The sequence below is a fragment of the Marinobacter mobilis genome (assembly GCF_900106945.1).
GTDB lineage: Bacteria > Pseudomonadota > Gammaproteobacteria > Pseudomonadales > Oleiphilaceae > Marinobacter > Marinobacter mobilis.
The window spans coordinates 174648-192199 of sequence record NZ_FNNE01000003.1; the positions used below are offsets into that span (position 1 = coordinate 174648).

Annotated in this window: 17 protein-coding genes; 12 read left to right on the forward strand and 5 right to left on the reverse strand. The window is 57.1% G+C overall.

Annotated elements, in window-relative coordinates; translation table 11 throughout:
• Window positions 1-6 precede the first annotated feature (6 nt).
• The 8 genes from BLV11_RS05665 (at window position 7) to murB (ending at window position 6400) form a co-directional block, all read left to right on the forward strand.
• The gene (locus BLV11_RS05665; protein WP_091812001.1) at window positions 7-633 is read left to right on the forward strand and encodes a MotA/TolQ/ExbB proton channel family protein; all 627 of its coding nucleotides are present in this window, start codon (window positions 7-9) and stop codon (window positions 631-633) included.
• Window positions 634-638: 5 nt separating this feature from the next.
• Window positions 639-1061, forward strand: a complete 423-nt coding sequence (locus BLV11_RS05670; RefSeq protein WP_091812002.1) for an ExbD/TolR family protein — start codon at window positions 639-641, stop codon at window positions 1059-1061.
• A 19-nt stretch (window positions 1062-1080) separates the two neighbouring features.
• Window positions 1081-2826, forward strand: a complete 1746-nt coding sequence (msbA, locus tag BLV11_RS05675; RefSeq protein WP_091812003.1) for a lipid A export permease/ATP-binding protein MsbA — start codon at window positions 1081-1083, stop codon at window positions 2824-2826.
• Entirely contained in the window at window positions 2823-3803 is a 981-nt protein-coding gene (gene lpxK, locus BLV11_RS05680; RefSeq protein WP_091812004.1) for a tetraacyldisaccharide 4'-kinase, read from the forward strand. Before msbA ends, lpxK begins: the two co-directional genes overlap by 4 nt.
• A 61-nt stretch (window positions 3804-3864) precedes the next feature.
• Window positions 3865-4053 (forward strand): Trm112 family protein, encoded by a 189-nt coding sequence (locus BLV11_RS05685; protein ID WP_091812005.1) that lies wholly within the window; start codon window positions 3865-3867, stop codon window positions 4051-4053.
• A gap of 33 nt (window positions 4054-4086) precedes the next feature.
• Window positions 4087-4863, forward strand: a complete 777-nt coding sequence (gene kdsB / locus BLV11_RS05690) for a 3-deoxy-manno-octulosonate cytidylyltransferase (RefSeq protein WP_091812006.1) — start codon at window positions 4087-4089, stop codon at window positions 4861-4863.
• A 14-nt stretch (window positions 4864-4877) separates the two neighbouring features.
• Complete coding sequence (locus tag BLV11_RS05695; RefSeq protein WP_375177172.1) at window positions 4878-5360, forward strand: low molecular weight protein-tyrosine-phosphatase; 483 nt, start codon at window positions 4878-4880, stop codon at window positions 5358-5360.
• Complete coding sequence (gene murB, locus BLV11_RS05700) at window positions 5357-6400, forward strand: UDP-N-acetylmuramate dehydrogenase (protein ID WP_425433821.1); 1044 nt, start codon at window positions 5357-5359, stop codon at window positions 6398-6400. The genes BLV11_RS05695 and murB overlap by 4 nt, the downstream gene beginning before the upstream one ends.
• A 59-nt stretch (window positions 6401-6459) precedes the next feature.
• Here murB and BLV11_RS05705 read toward each other — a convergent pair whose 3' ends face one another.
• Complete coding sequence (locus BLV11_RS05705) at window positions 6460-8193, reverse strand: proline--tRNA ligase (RefSeq protein ID WP_091812008.1); 1734 nt, start codon at window positions 8191-8193, stop codon at window positions 6460-6462.
• 186 nt (window positions 8194-8379) lie between these two features.
• Here BLV11_RS05705 and BLV11_RS05710 point away from each other — a divergent pair, with 186 nt between their 5' ends.
• Window positions 8380-8799, forward strand: a complete 420-nt coding sequence (locus BLV11_RS05710) for a PaaI family thioesterase (RefSeq protein ID WP_091812009.1) — start codon at window positions 8380-8382, stop codon at window positions 8797-8799.
• 17 nt (window positions 8800-8816) lie between these two features.
• Window positions 8817-9431 carry a TetR/AcrR family transcriptional regulator gene (locus BLV11_RS05715; protein WP_091812010.1) on the forward strand — a complete coding sequence of 205 codons (615 nt, stop codon included), beginning with the start codon at window positions 8817-8819 and terminating at the stop codon, window positions 9429-9431.
• Window positions 9432-9463: 32 nt separating this feature from the next.
• Here BLV11_RS05715 and BLV11_RS05720 read toward each other — a convergent pair whose 3' ends face one another.
• Entirely contained in the window at window positions 9464-9961 is a 498-nt protein-coding gene (locus BLV11_RS05720; protein WP_091812011.1) for an Lrp/AsnC family transcriptional regulator, read from the reverse strand.
• 147 nt (window positions 9962-10108) lie between these two features.
• On the opposite strand from BLV11_RS05720, the gene leuA reads away from it, so the two are divergent.
• Window positions 10109-11800, forward strand: coding sequence for a 2-isopropylmalate synthase (gene leuA / locus BLV11_RS05725; protein WP_091812012.1), 1692 nt, complete (start codon window positions 10109-10111; stop codon window positions 11798-11800).
• A 102-nt stretch (window positions 11801-11902) separates the two neighbouring features.
• On the opposite strand, the gene BLV11_RS05730 is transcribed toward leuA, so the two are convergent.
• The 3 genes from BLV11_RS05730 to xseA form a co-directional block, all read right to left on the reverse strand.
• Window positions 11903-12112: a cold-shock protein gene (locus BLV11_RS05730; protein WP_091812013.1), complete on the reverse strand. Its 210-nt coding sequence runs from the start codon at window positions 12110-12112 to the stop codon at window positions 11903-11905.
• Window positions 12113-12428: 316 nt separating this feature from the next.
• Complete coding sequence (locus BLV11_RS05735; protein ID WP_091812014.1) at window positions 12429-14303, reverse strand: propionyl-CoA synthetase; 1875 nt, start codon at window positions 14301-14303, stop codon at window positions 12429-12431.
• Window positions 14304-14434: 131 nt separating this feature from the next.
• On the reverse strand, window positions 14435-15799 hold the full coding sequence (gene xseA, locus BLV11_RS05740; protein ID WP_091812015.1) for an exodeoxyribonuclease VII large subunit: 1365 nt from the start codon (window positions 15797-15799) through the stop codon (window positions 14435-14437).
• A 234-nt stretch (window positions 15800-16033) separates the two neighbouring features.
• Here xseA and guaB point away from each other — a divergent pair, with 234 nt between their 5' ends.
• Complete coding sequence (gene guaB / locus BLV11_RS05745) at window positions 16034-17497, forward strand: IMP dehydrogenase (RefSeq protein WP_091812016.1); 1464 nt, start codon at window positions 16034-16036, stop codon at window positions 17495-17497.
• Window positions 17498-17552 lie beyond the last annotated feature (55 nt).

Here is a 17552-nt window from a genome sequence, read left to right on the forward strand (position 1 = left end):
CCAAGCGTGTTCGAGCTCTTGAAAGCCGGTGGCATCCTCATGGTGCCGATCGTTGCCTGTTCTGTTCTTGCCCTTGCGATCATTCTGGAGCGATTCTGGACCCTTCGTCCGTCCCGCATCGCGCCGGAGCAGACCATCAATGAATTGTGGCTCTGGATCAAGAAAAAAGAGCTGAACGGTCGCAAACTCAAGATACTTCAGGGCTCCTCGCCTCTCGGGCGCATATTGGCCGGCGGGCTGATGAATGCCAAACACGGCCGCGAGATCATGAAGGAAAGCATTGAGCACGAGGCCAGTCAGGTGATTCACGAGCTGGAGCGTTTCCTGAATCCTTTGGGGACTGTCGCCACGATTACACCCCTGCTGGGGCTGCTCGGTACGGTCATCGGTATGATCAAGGTGTTTGCCGAGATCCAGTTGGCCGGGGTTGGCGATGCCGGTAACCTCGCCGGCGGTATCTCCGAAGCACTGATCACCACGGCTGCGGGTCTCAGCGTCGCGATCCCTGCACTGATCTGTCACCGGTATTTCATCCGCCGGGTCGATGAACTGGTCGTTAATATGGAACAAGAAGCCATCAAGCTGGTGGAAGTTGTCCATGGCGACCGCGAAATCGACGTGGAAGGAGCCTGAGCGCCGTGAAATTCAAGCGCCAGAGGAGTCAGGAGGTTGGGGTAGACCTGACGCCTCTTATCGATGTGGTCTTTCTGCTGCTGATTTTTTTCATGGTGTCCACGACGTTTACCCGGGAAAGCCACCTCAAGGTGGAGTTGCCCGAAGCCAACGGTGAAGCGGTGGAGTCCGAGGTCCGTCAGATTGATGTTGTCATCAACGCCCAGGGGCAGTACTCCCTGAACGAACGGGCGCTGGTCAACAACCGTCTGGAAACTCTTGAGCGGGCCGTGCAGGAGTTGTCAGAGGGAGACTCGTCGTTGCCCTTTATCATCACAGCTGATGCCAATACTCCTCACCAGTACGTAGTCCGTGCCATGGACGTTGCCGGACGTTTGGGGTTCGCCAAGTTAAGCATCACCACCGAGCGATCCAGTGAAGAACGTTGATCCTGAGAACGGAGCGGTCATGGCTCAAGAGCCCTCCAACTGGCAGACCTACAAACGCCTGCTGAAATACGTGCGACCCTTCTGGGTCGCCTTTGTTTTTGCCGTCATCGGCAACATCATTTATGCCGCTGCATCCACGGCGATGGCCGCTGCGATGGAATACGTCATCGAGGCGATCGAGAACCCCACTGACCAGAACCGCCTTCTGCTGACCGGGTTGATTGTCGGGGTGTTTGGCCTGCGTGGTCTCGGTACCTTCATGAGCCAATATTTCATCAGCTACGTGGGGCGTAACGTAATCAATGCGTTGCGGGTTCAGTTATTTGACCGATTGTTGACCTTGCCTTCCCGGTATTTCGATGACAACGCCTCCGGGCGGCTGGTGTCGAAACTTACCTTCAACGTCGAGCAGGTCGCCGAGGCCACCACCGATGCGGTGACCATCACCTTGAGGGAAGGTCTGACGGTGATTGGTCTGCTTGGCTTCATGCTGTATACCAACTGGAAACTGACCGTGGTGTTCCTGGTGGTCGGTCCGGTGATTGGCGCGGTGGTCAGCTACGCCAGCAAGCGTTTCCGCCGTTTGAGCAAGCGTATTCAGGGTTCGATGGGGGACATCACGCACGTTGCTTCGGAAGGGATCGCCGGGTATCGGGTGGTCCGCACGTTTGGTGGTGAAGATTACGAGCGTCAGCGATTCCATCAGGTGAGCCAGCATAATCTCGTTCAGAGCCTGAAGATGGCATCGACCCAGGCCATCAGTGTACCGGTTATCCAGGTGTTGGTGGCACTGGCGATCGCCTCGCTGGTGTGGCTGATGTTGTCGCCAGAGATTCGCGGCACCATGTCGACGGGTGAGCTGATTGCGTTCATTACAGCGGCCACCACCATGGCCAAGCCGGTGCGCCAGGTGACGTCCGTGCATGCCAAGATCCAGAAAGGGGTGGCAGCCGCACACGATGTCTTTGAAACCATGGATCAGCCACCGGAACAGGATCATGGTACGTTTGCCCCTGAGCGAGTCACCGGTCAGATCACTCTCGACAAGGTCTGCTTCCGCTACCGTGACCAGCTCGACGACGTGCTTCACAACATCAGTCTCGACATCCCTGCAGGTCAGAGCGTCGCTCTGGTGGGGCGGTCCGGCAGTGGCAAGTCCACGCTGGTGAGCCTGCTGCCGCGGTTTTATGAGTACACTGACGGCGAGATCTCGATTGATGGTCATGCCTTGGCCGATTATCAGCTGCAGGCCCTGCGGGGCCAGATTGCTCTGGTGACCCAGAACGTGGTGTTGTTCAATGACACCATTGCGGCCAACATTGCCTATGGGGCCCTCAAGGATGCTACCCGCGAGCAGATCCGTGAAGCCGCCGCGAAGGCTCACGCCCTGGAATTTATCGACCGTATGCCCGAAGGCCTGGATACCATGATCGGTGACAACGGCGTGATGTTGTCCGGTGGTCAACGTCAGCGTCTGGCCATCGCCCGGGCCTTGCTCAAGAATGCCCCGATCCTGATTCTCGATGAAGCGACCTCCGCTCTGGATACGGAGTCTGAGCGCCATATCCAGGATGCCCTGGAGACAGTGATGGAAGGCCGGACCACATTGGTGATTGCACACCGCTTGTCGACCATCGAGAAGGCTGACCGGATCGTCGTCATGGACGCAGGCCAGATTGTTGAATCTGGTCGCCACGAGGAACTGCTGGCGGCAGGAGGGGCCTACGCCAACCTGCATCAGACCCAGTTTTCAGAATCGGCATGACAGGCCTGGTTGATCGGCTTTGGTATGGCACTGGACGTCCGCTCTGGCCACTCTGGCCCCTGGCCTGGTTGTTCAGGTGGGTGGCCGCGCGGCGGCGCAAGAAGGCGATTGCGCAGCCGCCTCACGAGCCATTGATGTTGCCGGTGGTGGTGGTCGGCAACATTACCGCTGGCGGCACCGGTAAGTCCCCCTTGACGGCTTGGCTGGTACAGACCCTCAGTGACGCCGGATGGTCGCCGGTGATCCTGACCCGGGGGTATGGCGGCAAGTCTGATCACTACCCGTTATTGGTATCCGCGGAGTCCAGCCCTGCCCAGGCAGGAGATGAGCCGGTCATGCTGGCGCAACAGTGTGGCTGTCCGGTAGTCGTCGACCCCCGGCGGTACCGTGGCGGTAGCTGGGCCATTGCTGAGGGGCTCGGTAATATTCTGGTATGCGACGACGGCCTGCAGCATTACGACCTGCCTAGGAATCTGGAGCTGGCGGTGTTTGATGGCCAGCGCGGAATTGGCAACGCCGCGCCCATTCCCGTTGGGCCGCTCCGGGAGCCGGTTGAACGCCTTGACAGTGTCGACTATGTCATCACCAATGGTGCTGAACCTCTTGCTCTGAATCACCGTGCACAATACTGCATGACTCTGAAGCCTTCAGCGCTCCGTAACCTGGCCTCAGGCGAGCACAAGCCATTGGCGTGGCTTGAGGGCAAAAAGGTCAGGGCAGTTGCCGGCATTGGTAATCCCCAACGATTCTTCGATACCTTGACAGGGCTCGGAGCCCGCGTGAGCTCGAAAGGCTTTCCTGATCATCACCGTTTTGGACCGGACGATCTGGCTGCAGACCCGGATGAGGTATTGGTGATGACGGCCAAGGACGCGGTCAAATGTCGGGAGCTGGCACCTGGAAATACCTGGGTGCTGGACGTCACTGCGGAGCTTCCGGAGGTGTTCCGGAAAAACCTGCTCGACAGGTTAGAATGACCGGTAGTGGAACCGCCCGCCGGTACTGAACAGAATCTGAACCATTTACGAGATTGAAACCATGGATAAAAAACTGTTGGCGATGCTGGCCTGCCCAGTCTGTAAGGGTGAGCTTAAGCTGGATCGGGAACACCAGGAGCTGATTTGCTACACGGATGCAATGGCATTCCCGATCCGTGAAGGCATCCCGGTCATGCTGGCGGTCGAAGCCCGCACCCTGAGCACCGATGAGCGTCTTGACCAGCATTGATTTCCACCACCAAACATCAGACAGGGTAGTGTCATGTCATTCACGGTAGTGATTCCGGCCCGTTACGCCTCCACCCGTTTGCCTGGCAAGCCGCTCGCCGATATTGGTGGCAAGCCAATGATTCAGCATGTCTATGAGCGCGCCACTGAGAGCAACGCCGAACGCGTCGTTGTGGCGACGGACGATGAACGGATACTGGCCGCCTGCCGGAGCTTTGGCGCTGAAGGGGTAATGACATCTGCGGATCATGTCAGTGGAACGGACCGGCTCGAGGAAGTGGCCCGAACGCTCGGCTTCTCCGCAGATCACCGGGTGATCAATGTCCAGGGAGATGAACCACTGATTCCGCCCGCGTTGATCAATCAGGTCGCGGCTAACCTGGCGAGTAATCCGGAGGCGTCTATTTCGACGCTCTGCGAGGAAATCCGGGATGCGGAAGCGGTCTTCAATCCCAACGTGGTCAAGGTGGTCTTTGACCATCGTGGCATGGCTCATTATTTCAGTCGCGCGCCTATCCCCTGGGCCAGGGATGCCTGGGCAGGTGGCGATCATCCGGAGGCGTTGCCGGAGGGCTCTCATTTCTACCGCCACATCGGAATCTATGGGTATCGGGTCGGGTTACTGTCCGATTTCGTGACCTGGGCTCCGGCTCCGATTGAAACTACAGAATGCCTGGAGCAGCTTCGGGCACTTTATAACGGCGCCCGAATCCATGTTGCCGAGGCCTGTCAGACGCCGCCCGCGGGTGTGGATACCGAAGGGGACCTTGAACGCCTTCGTCAGCTCATGACTGACGCCACCAGCCATTGAAAAGGGAGCGTTCCATCATGGATCAGGCCAGAGTCCTGTTTGTTTGTCTCGGTAACATCTGCCGGTCGCCTACGGCACAGGGGGTGTTCGAACAGGTGGTTTGTGAGGCAGGAATGGAACGCCGGGTGGTGGTGGACTCCTGTGGTACTGGATCCTGGCATGTCGGTAAGGCCCCTGATTCCCGGGCGATCGATGCCGCCTTGAAACGGGGAGTGGATATTCGTCACCTGAGGGCTCGGCAATTTACGCCGGATGACCTGGACGTCTTTGACTACATCCTGGTCATGGATCAGCAAAATCTGGCAGATACACGATCCCACTGGCTGCAGCGAGGCGGCACCGAGCCTCAGCTGTTTCTCAGCTACGGCGCCGGTTCAGAGTGTCTGGATGTGCCTGATCCCTATTATGGGGGGGAGCGAGGCTTTGAAACGGTGTTGGATCTGATTGAAGACGCCAGCCGGGGACTGCTGGATCAGATTCGGGAGCGTTTATCGTGAGTGCTCCAATCATGGTGGGCGAAGGGGTCAGTCTTGAGCGCTTTAACACCTTGGGTATCGATGTACAGGCCCGTTATTTCACTGAGGTCAAATCCCTTGATCAGCTGACACAAGCTCTGGACTGGGCACGGCAACGATCGCTTGAGGTGCTGGTGCTTGGTGGTGGCAGCAACCTGGTATTTGCGGGCAACGTTGAGGGATTGGTGGTCCGCATTGCGATGGCGGGCCGGCAGTGGGCTGATGTTAACGATGATCATGCAAAGTTGGTGTTAGGGGCCGGCGAGCGCTGGCACGATGCGGTTATCTATGCGGCTAAAGCAGGTTACCGGGGAATTGAGAACCTCGCACTGATTCCCGGAACTGCGGGCGCCGCTCCGGTTCAGAATATCGGCGCCTATGGCGTCGAGCTGAAGGACACACTCACCGAGGTGGTTGCGTGGGACCGGGAAACATCGGCGGTCGTCACGCTATCGGTGGATGAGTGCCAATTTGGCTACCGCGACAGCCTGTTCAAGCGGTGCCCCGAGCGCTACATTATTCTTGAGATTTCACTCTGTCTGTCCCGCTCTGCTCCTCTGAATCTTGGCTATGGGGAACTGCAAGCGTATTTTTCCGAGCGCCAGTCCAGCGACGCTCTTACGGCTCTTGATGTGGCTGAAGGCGTGGTGGCGATTCGGCGCCGAAAGCTGCCGGACCCGGAGTCGTTGCCCAACGTGGGCAGCTTTTTCAAGAATCCGGTGGTGCCGCTGCCGACGTGGGACCGGTTGCGGCAGGAATTCCCCGAGATTGCGGCCTATCCAGCGGAGCATTCCGTCAAGCTGGCCGCCGCCTGGCTGATCGATCAGTGTGGCTGGAAAGGTTACCGTAATGAGCGGGTTGGAGTGCATAGCCGGCAAGCGCTGGTTCTGGTGAACCATGCCGGGGGCAACGGAACGGATATTCTAGACTTGGCGAACCGGATTCGGGCGGATGTCCGGTCGCGTTTTGGTGTCGAGCTGGAAATGGAACCGAGGGTTGTGCCGGCACCAGCCCGGGTCTGACCGGTTCCGGCTGAAGGCTGGCGGCACAGGCCGCCAGCTCAGGGTAAAAGGCCTCAGTGTCAGAGGCCGCCTCGGGGAGAGGCCTTGACCAGGAACGACAGCGCGTCGGCTACCGGAATGTCCTGCTTGTCTGCATCGCGGCGTCCCTTGTATTCCAGGGTTCCGGCTTTCAGGCCGCGGTCGGATACCACAAAGCGATGGGGAATGCCGATCAGCTCCATATCCGCAAATTTCACGCCGGGGCGCTCGTTCCGGTCATCAAGAAGCACGTCGTAGCCTGCCTGACGCAGCTGATTGTAGAGCAATTCAGCGGCTTCCATGACTTCCGGTGATTTGTGAGCATTCAGCGTCACGATGGAAACTTCGAAAGGCGCAATGGCGTCTGGCCAGATAATGCCCCGGTCGTCGTGGTTTTGCTCAATGGACGACGCAACGATACGGGATACCCCGATACCGTAACAGCCCATCTCCATGATGGCCGTCTTGCCGTTTTCATCCAGGACCGTTGCATTCAGCGCTGTGCTGTACTTGTTGCCGAGTTTGAAAATGTGGCCAACCTCAATGCCACGACGGATTTCCAGGGTGCCATTACCGCAGGGGCTGGGATCGCCTTCAACGACGTTGCGAAGATCTTCGACCCGGTCCAGCGGTACATCGCGCTCCCAGTTGACACCCGTCAGGTGATACCCCTCCTTGTTGGCGCCGCAGACGAAATCAGCCAGGTGTGCTGCGCTGCGATCAACAATCACCGGAATGCTCAGGCTGACCGGACCGATGGAGCCAGGTTTGCAGCCAATGGCTTTTTCGATGTCCTCATCGCTGGCCATAGTCAGGGGCTCGGCGATGCCGGGCAGGTTTTCGGCCTTGATCTCGTTAAGGGTGTGATCACCGCGAAGAATCAGGGCAACCAGCCCCTGTTCTTCGTCATCGGCCGCTTCTGCTTTGACCACCAGTGTTTTTACCGTTTGCGTGGCGTCGACCTTGAGGAACGCTGCGACGTCATCGATGGTGCGCTGATCCGGCGTTGCCACTTCGGTCAGTGGTTGGGCCGCAGCGGGTCGTTCGCCAGGAGGGGCGATGGCTTCTGCCTTTTCAATATTGGCGGCGTAATCACTGCCGGTACTGAAGACGATGTCGTCTTCGCCGGAGCTGGCAAGCACGTGGAATTCATGGGAAGAGCTGCCCCCAATGGAGCCGGAGTCTGCCTGAACCGGGCGGTAATCGAGGCCCAGTCGGTCGAAGATGGCGCAGTAGGTTCCGTGCATGACCTGATAGGTTTCGTCGAGGGATTCCTGGTTCAGGTGAAAGGAATAGGCGTCCTTCATCAGGAACTCCCGTGCGCGCATGACCCCGAAGCGGGGGCGGCGTTCATCGCGGAATTTGGTCTGAATCTGATAGAAGTTGGCAGGAAGTTCTTTGTAGCTTTTGAGCTCATTGCGAACCAGATCTGTAATGACTTCCTCGTGGGTCGGGCCATAACAGAACTCGCGTCCGTGACGGTCGTTGAGGCGAAGGAGTTCGCCACCGTACTGTTCCCAGCGGCCAGACTCCTGCCACAGCTCGGCGGGCTGTATTGACGGCATAAGAACTTCCTGGGCTCCGCTCTTGTCCATTTCTTCACGGACGATGCGCTCAACCTTGCGCAACACTCTGAGCCCCAGAGGCAGCCAGGTGTATAGGCCTGCGGCCAGTTTGCGGATCATTCCGGCCCGGAGCATCAACTGGTGGCTGATGACTTCCGCATCGGCCGGAGTTTCTTTCTGGGTCGCAATCAGGTAGCGGCTTGCTCGCATCGTGTCTTCCGTTATCAGTAAACCAGGGAATTCTGCCAATAAAACGCTTGGGCCTTTCGGACCTTGGTCTTAGGCAGCTTTATTTGTTGCATCGTGGGGGGTATTGTACGGAGCCCGTGGGTTAAGGTACAGATTGCCCGGAGTTAAACAAAGACTCCTTAAGGTCTACATTAATAGGAAGGCTACATGAGTCTCAGTGCCAGCGACATAGAGATACTGATCAGGGAAGGGGTTCCGATGGCCAATGATATTGGCTTTAGGGTAGAGGAAGCCCGCTCCGGTTTTGCGAAAACACGGTTGAAGTTTTCGGACCGACAGATCAGGCCGGGTGGGACAATTTCCGGTCCGGTTCAGATGGCTCTGGCGGATGCCTCCATGTATGCGGCCGTTCTGGCCTCTTTGGGCAAGGTAGAAATGGCTGTGACCAGTAACCTATCGATAAACTTTCTGCAGCGGCCCGCGCCCGGAGATCTTTCTGCTGAAGCCGTCGTGCTACGCATGGGGCGGCGATTGGCCTTCTGTGAAGTCCGTTTGCTGTCTGGAGAGGGCAGTGATCAGCAGTTAGTGGCCCATGTCACCGGAAGTTACGCGCTCCCGGCCCAGTAATTAGAGCAGGTCTCAGGATGAACGAAGATTCGATTGACGTAAAACAGCGCAGGAAGCCGGTACAGGCTCGAAGTCGGGAGCGGGTGAGCACCATCCTCCGGCATGCGGCTGAGATCTTCAATGAGTACGGTGTGGACGGAACCAGCATGTCGGCCATCGCTCGCAGTTCGGATATGTCGCTGGCGTCTCTGTATCGCTACTACCCGAACAAGGCGGCCATCGTAAAAGCCATTGCTGAAACCCATGTCACCAAGATGGAGCAGGAGTTACGGGACCGGCTGGCAGCGACCGACATGGAAAACGCGGTTGATGTTCTGGTAGACCTCTATTATGACTTTTACCGTAACGAGCCGGCCTATTCCGCGATCTGGAGTGGTGTCGAATCGATGCCAGAACTCAGGACGCTAGACCTGAACGAGCTTTACACCAATGCCAGGGATCTCGATGCCCGGCTGAAGCAGGAGTTGCCGGGTCTTGCCGATGAGCGTCGTCGAAGCGCCAGTCTGCTGCTGCCACGCTCGGTGGGTACCATACTGCGATTGGCGGTGACTCTGCCCGAGGAAGAAGCAGAGAGCCTTGTACGGGAAATAAAGGTTATGGCACAGGCCTACCTGGCCACTCTTGCGAACTAACGACACTCCGGTATTGGCCTGAAGAGGGAATGTCAGGCCAGGTATCCCAATGGCAGCGCAGTGCTGTCGATCACCCGCCTCAATACAAAGCTGGAATGAACGCCGCTGACGCCCTGTATACGGGTAATGCGGTTCAGCAGAAAGTGGTGGTAATGATCCATATCCGGCACCACAACCTTCAGCATGTAGTCCGCATCCTGCCCGGTGATCAAATAGCACTCCTGGACCTCAGGGTATTCTGCGATCTGTTCCTCGAACGCTGAAAAACGCTCAGGTGTGTGCCGGTCCATCCCGATTAGAATGATTGCGGTCAACGCCAGCCCCAGTTTTTTATGATCCAGGATGGTGGCGCGTTTGAGAATGATACCAGCTTCCTCCAAAGCGCGGACCCGCCTCAGGCACGGAGAGGGGGACAGGCCAACTTTTTCTGCCAGTTCCTGATTGCTCAGTGAGCCGTCTTGCTGGAGATGTTCCAGTATGCTTCGGTCCATCCTGTCCAGTTTTATCAACTCTTGCTTTTTTATGGGCATAAAATGTCCTTGTTAATAATATATGTCGAATTATATTGCCAAAAATAGTGCTTTTTATAGGTAGAACGCAAGCCGATGCCTCGATGATTGCCGTAATCTAGTCATTCATAGATTTTCTCAGTCAGCCATAACGAAGGAAGCACTGACATGTCGTTCGATCACCGCAAATACGTTGCTTTTCCTCCAGTCAGAAAAAGAAATCGCCTCTGGCCGGATCAGGTCATCCAGAAGGCGCCCACCTGGTGTGCCGTTGATCTCAGAGACGGTAACCAGGCTCTGGTGAAGCCAATGAGCGTGGCGCAAAAGCAACGACTGTTTGATTTGCTGGTGAAGTTGGGGTTCAAGGAAATCGAAATCGGGTTTCCAGCGGCCAGCCAACCGGACTTCGAATTCTGCCGCAAGTTGATTGACGAAAACCGCATACCCGGGGATGTCACCATTCAGGTACTGACCCAGGCGCGGGCGGAATTGATTGCTCGAACCTTCGAGGCGTTGAAAGGTGCTTCCCGGGCGGTCGTGCATGTATACAACTCGACCTCGACCGTTCAGCGTGAGCAGGTGTTTGGTCTGGACCGTGAGGGCATTCGCCGAATTGCGGTATCCGGAGCGGAGATCGTACGGGATTTCGCTGCGGGCTATCCGGACACCGATTGGACCTTCCAGTATTCTCCGGAAAGCTTTACCGGAACTGAGCTGGATTTTGCGGTCGAGGTTATTGATGCTGTTAATGATGTCTGGCGCCCCGACTGCGGTCAGAAGGTCATCATCAACCTGCCCGCAACCGTCGAGATGTCCACTCCGAATGTGTTTGCGGATCAGGTGGAATGGGTCTGTGACCATATCCGCTATCGCGAGCATGTCAGTGTCAGTGTGCACACTCACAATGACCGAGGCTGCGCTGTGGCGGCCGCCGAGTTGGCCGTAATGGCGGGTGCAGACAGAGTGGAGGGGACCCTGATGGGTAATGGAGAGCGTACCGGTAATATGGATCTGGTGACCATGGCCATGAACCTGTATTCCCAGGGCGTCGATCCATGCCTGGACTTGTCTGGAATGGCAGAAATCACCGATGTGGTCGAGGCCTGTACCGAGATCCCAACCCATCCTCGCCACCCGTATGCCGGGGAGCTGGTCTTTACGGCTTTTTCCGGAAGCCACCAGGACGCTATTCGAAAATGTCTGGCGCAGTGTGATGAGGGGCAGGCCTGGAATGTGGCGTATCTGCCTATCAACCCCAGCGATGTGGGGCGTCGTTACGATGAGGTTGTGCGCATTAACAGCCAGTCCGGGAAGGGCGGTGTGGCGTATGTGTTGGAGCGTGATTATGGCATCAGTCTGCCGCGTTGGTTGCAAATCGAGTTCAGTAAACTGGTGCAGAAGGAGGCAGAGCGCAATGGTGGAGAGCTCGATTCAGATACTATTCACGGTTTATTTGAATCCTGTTACCTGCAGGTGCCAGAGCCGTGGCGGTTAACTTCCTACGACCTGCATCGGGATGACCAGGGGGTGCGTGCCGAAGTACGGATCGGTGGAGCTGATGAGGTGCTTGCAGGTCGCGGATTGGGTGCAGTCGAAGCCGTGGTTGTGGCCATCAGTGAGCGGTTTGGTATCTCGGTCATGGTCGAGACCTATGATGAATTTGCACTTGGGAAGGGTACGGCTGCCAACGCCCTGGCTTGCATTCGTGTTACTGCAGACGGGCAGGCCAGCAGTGCGGCCGCATTGGCAGAAGATACCGCATCGGCCACTATTCAGGCTTTGCTGTCAGCCGTCGCACGACTGGCGCCTGCCAGAGAGCTGCCTAACGAAGCCGTGGTGGGGGGCGTCGCCCTGGCCTGAACGCGGGGTAGGCCAAACCAGGGTAATAAAAAAGCCGGCATTCGCCGGCTTTTTTAGGTTCCGCAGCCCGTGAGGGGCAGGGGGCAGATCGGAGACATAACCTCAGACCGGGGTTACGTTCTCTGCCTGCGGGCCTTTCGGGCCCTGAGTAACGGTGAACTGTACTTGCTGACCTTCGGTCAGAGTACGGAAGCCGCTGGAGTTGATTGCGCTGTAGTGAACAAATACGTCGCTACCGCCTTCCTGAGCAATGAAGCCAAACCCTTTGGACTCGTTGAACCACTTAACGTGGCCAGTTTTGGTATCAGACATCGATCTTTCCTGTATTCCTGAAATTGTGCCCTCACGGGACCTAAGTATTCCTTGCGGAATTATCAGTGCTGAGAAATTCAGAGAGTACCGAGGATGGAGCAACGAAAAGCTTGCGAGCAGGACGTTGAAACGCAATCACTTAATACCGCTGTATTTTCACAGCAAATTCAGTATAGACCCTGTTTGAGGGTCGTCAACGCATTTTTTGGGCTTTGATCACCAATTTTTAGAGATAAAAAACAATGCCTTGTCACACGCTCTCCATACACCCTGTCACTGCCTTACGCATGCCGTGACAGGGTGCATGGGAGAGGGCTCAGCTGGAAAAATGCTGGCTGATTTCTTCAAGGATAGCGGGGTCATCAATGGTGCTGGGCACCGCATAGTCCTGTCCGTCTGCAATTTGTCGTATCACCCTTCGCAGAATCTTCCCAGACCGGGTCTTCGGTAGCCGGTCGACAATGATCGCCTGGCGGAAACAGGCAATCGCGCCGATACGCTCCCGCACCATCTCGACCAGTTCCTCCTCGAGTTCTTCCTCGGAAATGGTGGCGCCATCCTTAACCAGAACCAGCCCGAGTGGCACTTGTCCTTTGAGTTCGTCATTAGCTCCGACCACGCAGCACTCGGCAACGGCAGGATGAGAGGCAATGATTTCTTCCATCTCCCCAGTGGACAGCCGATGGCCGGCAACGTTGATGACGTCGTCAGTCCGTCCCATGATGAAGACATAACCCTCTTCATCAATGTAACCGCCATCGCCCGAGGCGTAATATCCGGGAATGGGCGACAAGTAGGTGCTCTTGAAGCGGTCGTCATCACCCCATACGGAGGTCAGACATCCGGGAGGCAGGGGAAGCTTAACGGCAACGTCGCCCTGTTCACCGGCCTGAACGGGCAGCCCCTCGGGGTCAAGGACCTGGACATTGAAGCCCGGGGACGGGTACGTCGCGGATCCCGGTTTGGTCTGCACCATATCGATGCCAACAGGGTTGCAGCAAATGGCCCAGCCGGTTTCGGTTTGCCACCAGTGATCGAGTACGGGCAGTCCGGTGTGTTCGCGCAACCATTCATAGGTGGGCGGATCCAGGCGCTCGCCAGCCAGATAAATCCGTTTCAGTGAGCTGATATCGTAGCGGCGAAGCTGGTCGGCCTCCGGGTCCTCCTTGCGTACCGCACGAAAGGCCGTTGGCGCCGTGAACAGGATATTGACCTTGTGGTCCTGGCAAACACGCCAGAACGCCCCGGCATCGGGGGTGCGCACCGGTTTCCCTTCATAGAGGACGGTTGTGCAACCGGTAAACAGGGGGCCATACACAATATAGCTGTGGCCGACTACCCAGCCGACATCCGATGCCGCCCAGTAAACATCACCCGGTCGCGCGTCGTAGACCAGCGACATGCTGTAACGCATGGCAACCGCGTGGCCCCCATTATCTCTTACCACACCCTTTGGCTTTCCTGTCGTGCCTGAGGTGTAGAGGATGTAGAGTGGGTCAGTGGCTTTGACCGGTACCGGGTCTGCAGTAGCGGCACCAGACACAAAGTTGTTCCAGTCATGGTCCCGTTCTGGAATCAGGCTTGCGGTAACTTGTGAGCGTTGGTAGAGAACGCAAAACTCCGGTTTGTGTACGGCCTCGGCGATCGCATCATCCACCAGAGGCTTGTATTCAATGACCCGTGAAACCTCGATACCGCAGGATGCAGTGATGATGGCCTTGGGTTTGGCATCATCGATACGTACGGCCAGCTCGTGGGCAGCGAAGCCTCCGAATACGACCGAATGAATGGCGCCCAGGCGGGCGCAGGCCAGCATGGCAATCACGGCCTGGGGAATCATCGGCATGTAGATGATGACACGGTCACCCTTTTCAACGCCCTGATTGCGCAATGCACCCGCGAAAACTGCGACCTGGTCGCGAAGTTCCTGGTAGGTATAGGACTGCTGGGTATCCGTAACCGGAGAGTCGTAGATCAGCGCTTTCTGCTCGCCCCGGCCGGCGCGGATGTGGGCGTCAAGGGCAATGTCGCTGGTGTTCAGGGTGCCGTCGGGGAACCAGTGGCCATGGCCGTTCTCGAGCTTTTCCCAAATGGTCTGTGGTGGCTGGTGCCAGTCGATCATGGTCGACTGCTCGCGCCAAAAGTCCTCTGGCTGTTCAATCGATCTCTTGAACTCGGAGTGATAAGTCATTCGTCCACCTCGAATCAACGCTTGTTGGAATTATTTTTATGCACGGTTGATAACAGACTTTAGGCCGTTTGAAACTGGGAACCAGTAGACCATAGGCTAATTTGGGGTAGTCCGGAGGTGCGGGTGCGGGCTCAGGCGTCGGGTCCGGAAGGCTTCGAAACAGCGGTAACCGTGGCGGTTATGGAACCTTCTGAAACGCGGGCGTTGATTGTGGTGCCCACGTTGACCTGATTGGCTTGGCGCACGATGTTGCCGGATTCGTCCTGGAGAATGGCATAACCGCGATCCAGGGTGGCAAGAGGGCTGACCACGTTGAGTGTCTGGGCGAGGTGGGCCAGTTGGTCCTGCCGATTGCGCACCAGTCTCCGAAGGCCAGTTTCCAGGTGGGATCTTAGTTGCAGGATCGCATCCTGGTATGTCTGAAGCTGGCGGCTCGGAGACTGGGCGCTCAGGCGGGCGCTGAGGCTATCCAGTCGGGTAATTTCCTGGCGTTGGCGCTGCTTGATGGCGCCTTTCAAACGCACTTCGAGGTCGTCCAGGCGTTGGGCTTTCTCCTGTAACTCCCGTCGGGGATCCCGGAGTCGGGCGGTGAGGTGCTGAAGTTGCGTTTGCTGACGCTGGATATGACGGAGAGCTGCTTGCTGGAGGCGGAACTCCTGCTCCTTCAGTCGCCGCAGCCATTCGCTCTGATCCGGAGAGATTTTTTCGGCGGCCGCCGAGGGCGTAGGGGCTCTCAGGTCAGCGACAAAGTCGGCAATGGTGACGTCAATTTCGTGGCCGACAGCACTGACGGTCGGGATGCTGCATTGCGCTATAGCCCGTGCGACCCGTTCCTCGTTAAAGCACCAGAGATCCTCAAGCGATCCGCCTCCTCTGCCAATAATGAGCACATCGGCCTGATTATGGCGCTGGGCCAGCTGGATGGCGTTAACAATACTATCGGTGGCAGCCTGGCCCTGTACCGCGGTCGGATAAAGCGTGACCGGCACCGTTGGGCACCGTCGCGCCAGTACGGTCAGTATGTCATGAATGGCGGCGCCGGTGGGTGAGGTGACCACACCGATGTGTCGGGGTGGAAAGGGAATGCTTTTTTTTCGCGCCGGGTCAAACAGACCTTCCTGGTTGAGTTTCAGCTTGAGTGCATCAAAGGCCTGTTGCAGCGCGCCCAGTCCGGCCGGCTCCATGTGTTCGACGATAATCTGAAAGTCGCCACGGTTCTCGTACAGGCTCACCTTGCCGCGAATGCGGATCTGGTCGCCTTCCCGGGGCGTTGGCTGAACCCGCTGATTGAACCCGCGAAACATGGCGCAGCGCACCTGACACTTGCTGTCCTTGAGGGTGAAGTACCAGTGGCCGGAGGACGGGCGAGAGAAGCTGGACAGCTCTCCTTCGATCCAGGCCTGCATAAAACTTGTTTCTAGCAAATGCCGAACCTGATGGTTCAGTTCACTGACGGTGAGCGCCCGCGGGCGTGTGGAAAGAGGGAAATTATCCATGGTTTCCTGCGCTTAGATCCGTCACGTATACGTGTTTGCCGAAAAAGGAGGGTGCTAAAAATAGCTAAATTTCAAAAAGATGCAATCGAAAGTACAGATTGCCCCGGTTTACTGTTGTCAGCCACCTAATTTATAATCGGTCGATTAAGGATTTTGCTTTGTAACTGAGCTGGTATGACCGACACCGGACCGGCGGCAAATCCTCAACTTAGCACGTTCAAAAGGCGGGTCCCAATGCTGCGAATAGCCGAAGAAGCCCTCACGTTCGATGATGTCCTGCTCATCCCCGGACATTCCGAAGTTCTGCCAAAAGATGTCAGTCTGAAAACCCAGCTGACCAAGGGCATTTCCCTGAACATCCCACTGGTATCCGCTGCCATGGATACGGTGACCGAAGCCGAGCTGGCCATCGCGATGGCTCAGGAGGGCGGTATCGGCATCATGCACAAAAACATGAGTGTTGAGCAACAGGCTGCGGCGGTTCGCAAGGTTAAGAAATTCGAGAGTGGCGTGGTCAAAGATCCGATCACGGTTTCTCCGGGTACGACCGTGCGCGAGCTGGTGGACATTACCACGGCTAATAGCATTTCCGGGTTGCCGGTGGTGGATGGCAAAGATCTCGTGGGTATTGTGACAGGTCGCGACATTCGGTTCGAAAGCCGTATGGATACGCCGGTCTCCGAAATCATGACCCCGAAAGAGAAACTGGTTACCGTCAAGGAAGGCGCTAATCTGGATGAGGTTAAAGAATTGCTCCACAAGAACCGTATCGAGAAGGTGCTTGTGGTCAATGATGAATTTGAGTTGCGTGGCCTGATCACGGTTAAGGATATCCAGAAAGCCAAGGACTACCCGCTGGCCTGTAAGGATGAGCTGGGGCGCCTGCGAGTAGGTGCAGCGGTCGGTACGGGCGGCGATACCGCCGACCGTGTGGCTGCCCTGGTGGAAGCAGGGGTGGATGTAATCGTGGTTGATACCGCGCACGGGCATTCCAAGGGCGTGATCGAGCGGGTTCGCTGGGTTAAGGAAAGCTTCCCGGAAGTGCAGGTGATCGGCGGAAACATTGCGACGGCAGATGCCGCCATCGCGCTGGCAGATGCGGGTGCGGACGCAGTGAAGGTCGGAATTGGCCCCGGTTCCATCTGCACCACCCGGATTGTAGCGGGTATTGGTGTTCCCCAGATAACGGCAGTATCCAATGTTGCTGCTGCACTGGCTGATCGTGGCATACCGCTGATTGCGGATGGTGGTGTCCGTTTCTCCGGCGACATTTCAAAAGCCATCGCTGCCGGCGCCCACTGTGTCATGGTGGGGAGCCTGCTTGCCGGTACTGATGAAGCGCCTGGTGAAGTCGAATTGTTCCAGGGCCGAAGCTACAAGGCCTATCGCGGTATGGGATCCCTTGGCGCCATGGGGCAGGGTTCCAGCGACCGTTATTTCCAGGATGCCAGTGAAGGTGTTGAGAAGTTGGTTCCGGAAGGGATCGAGGGCCGTGTCGCCTGCAAGGGCCCGATGCGCAACATTGTCCATCAGATGATGGGCGGCCTGAGGGCTTCCATGGGCTACACCGGGAGCGCCAACATGGATGAGATGCGGACCCGTCCACAGTTTGTCCGTATCACCAACGCTGGTATGCGTGAAAGTCATGTACATGATGTGACGATCACCAAGGAAGCTCCCAACTACCGCGTCGGCTAAGCACTATCTTCTGGCCCGTTCCATTCCCGGAACGGGCCATTTTACTTTTTGATTT

Excerpts from the sequence above, each read along its gene's own strand:
- xseA (WP_091812015.1), bottom strand. The coding sequence starts at position 15,799 with ATGGATAATTTCCCTCTTTCCACACGCCCGCGGGCGCTCACCGTCAGT.
- BLV11_RS05735 (WP_091812014.1), bottom strand. The coding sequence starts at position 14,303 with ATGACTTATCACTCCGAGTTCAAGAGATCGATTGAACAGCCAGAGGAC.
- BLV11_RS05685 (WP_091812005.1), top strand. The coding sequence starts at position 3,865 with ATGGATAAAAAACTGTTGGCGATGCTGGCCTGCCCAGTCTGTAAGGGT.
- kdsB (WP_091812006.1), top strand. The coding sequence starts at position 4,087 with ATGTCATTCACGGTAGTGATTCCGGCCCGTTACGCCTCCACCCGTTTG.
- BLV11_RS05730 (WP_091812013.1), bottom strand. The coding sequence starts at position 12,112 with ATGTCTGATACCAAAACTGGCCACGTTAAGTGGTTCAACGAGTCCAAA.
- guaB (WP_091812016.1), top strand. The coding sequence starts at position 16,034 with ATGCTGCGAATAGCCGAAGAAGCCCTCACGTTCGATGATGTCCTGCTC.
- BLV11_RS05705 (WP_091812008.1), bottom strand. The coding sequence starts at position 8,193 with ATGCGAGCAAGCCGCTACCTGATTGCGACCCAGAAAGAAACTCCGGCC.
- lpxK (WP_091812004.1), top strand. The coding sequence starts at position 2,823 with ATGACAGGCCTGGTTGATCGGCTTTGGTATGGCACTGGACGTCCGCTC.
- BLV11_RS05710 (WP_091812009.1), top strand. The coding sequence starts at position 8,380 with ATGAGTCTCAGTGCCAGCGACATAGAGATACTGATCAGGGAAGGGGTT.
- leuA (WP_091812012.1), top strand. The coding sequence starts at position 10,109 with ATGTCGTTCGATCACCGCAAATACGTTGCTTTTCCTCCAGTCAGAAAA.
- msbA (WP_091812003.1), top strand. The coding sequence starts at position 1,081 with ATGGCTCAAGAGCCCTCCAACTGGCAGACCTACAAACGCCTGCTGAAA.
- BLV11_RS05715 (WP_091812010.1), top strand. The coding sequence starts at position 8,817 with ATGAACGAAGATTCGATTGACGTAAAACAGCGCAGGAAGCCGGTACAG.
- BLV11_RS05720 (WP_091812011.1), bottom strand. The coding sequence starts at position 9,961 with ATGCCCATAAAAAAGCAAGAGTTGATAAAACTGGACAGGATGGACCGA.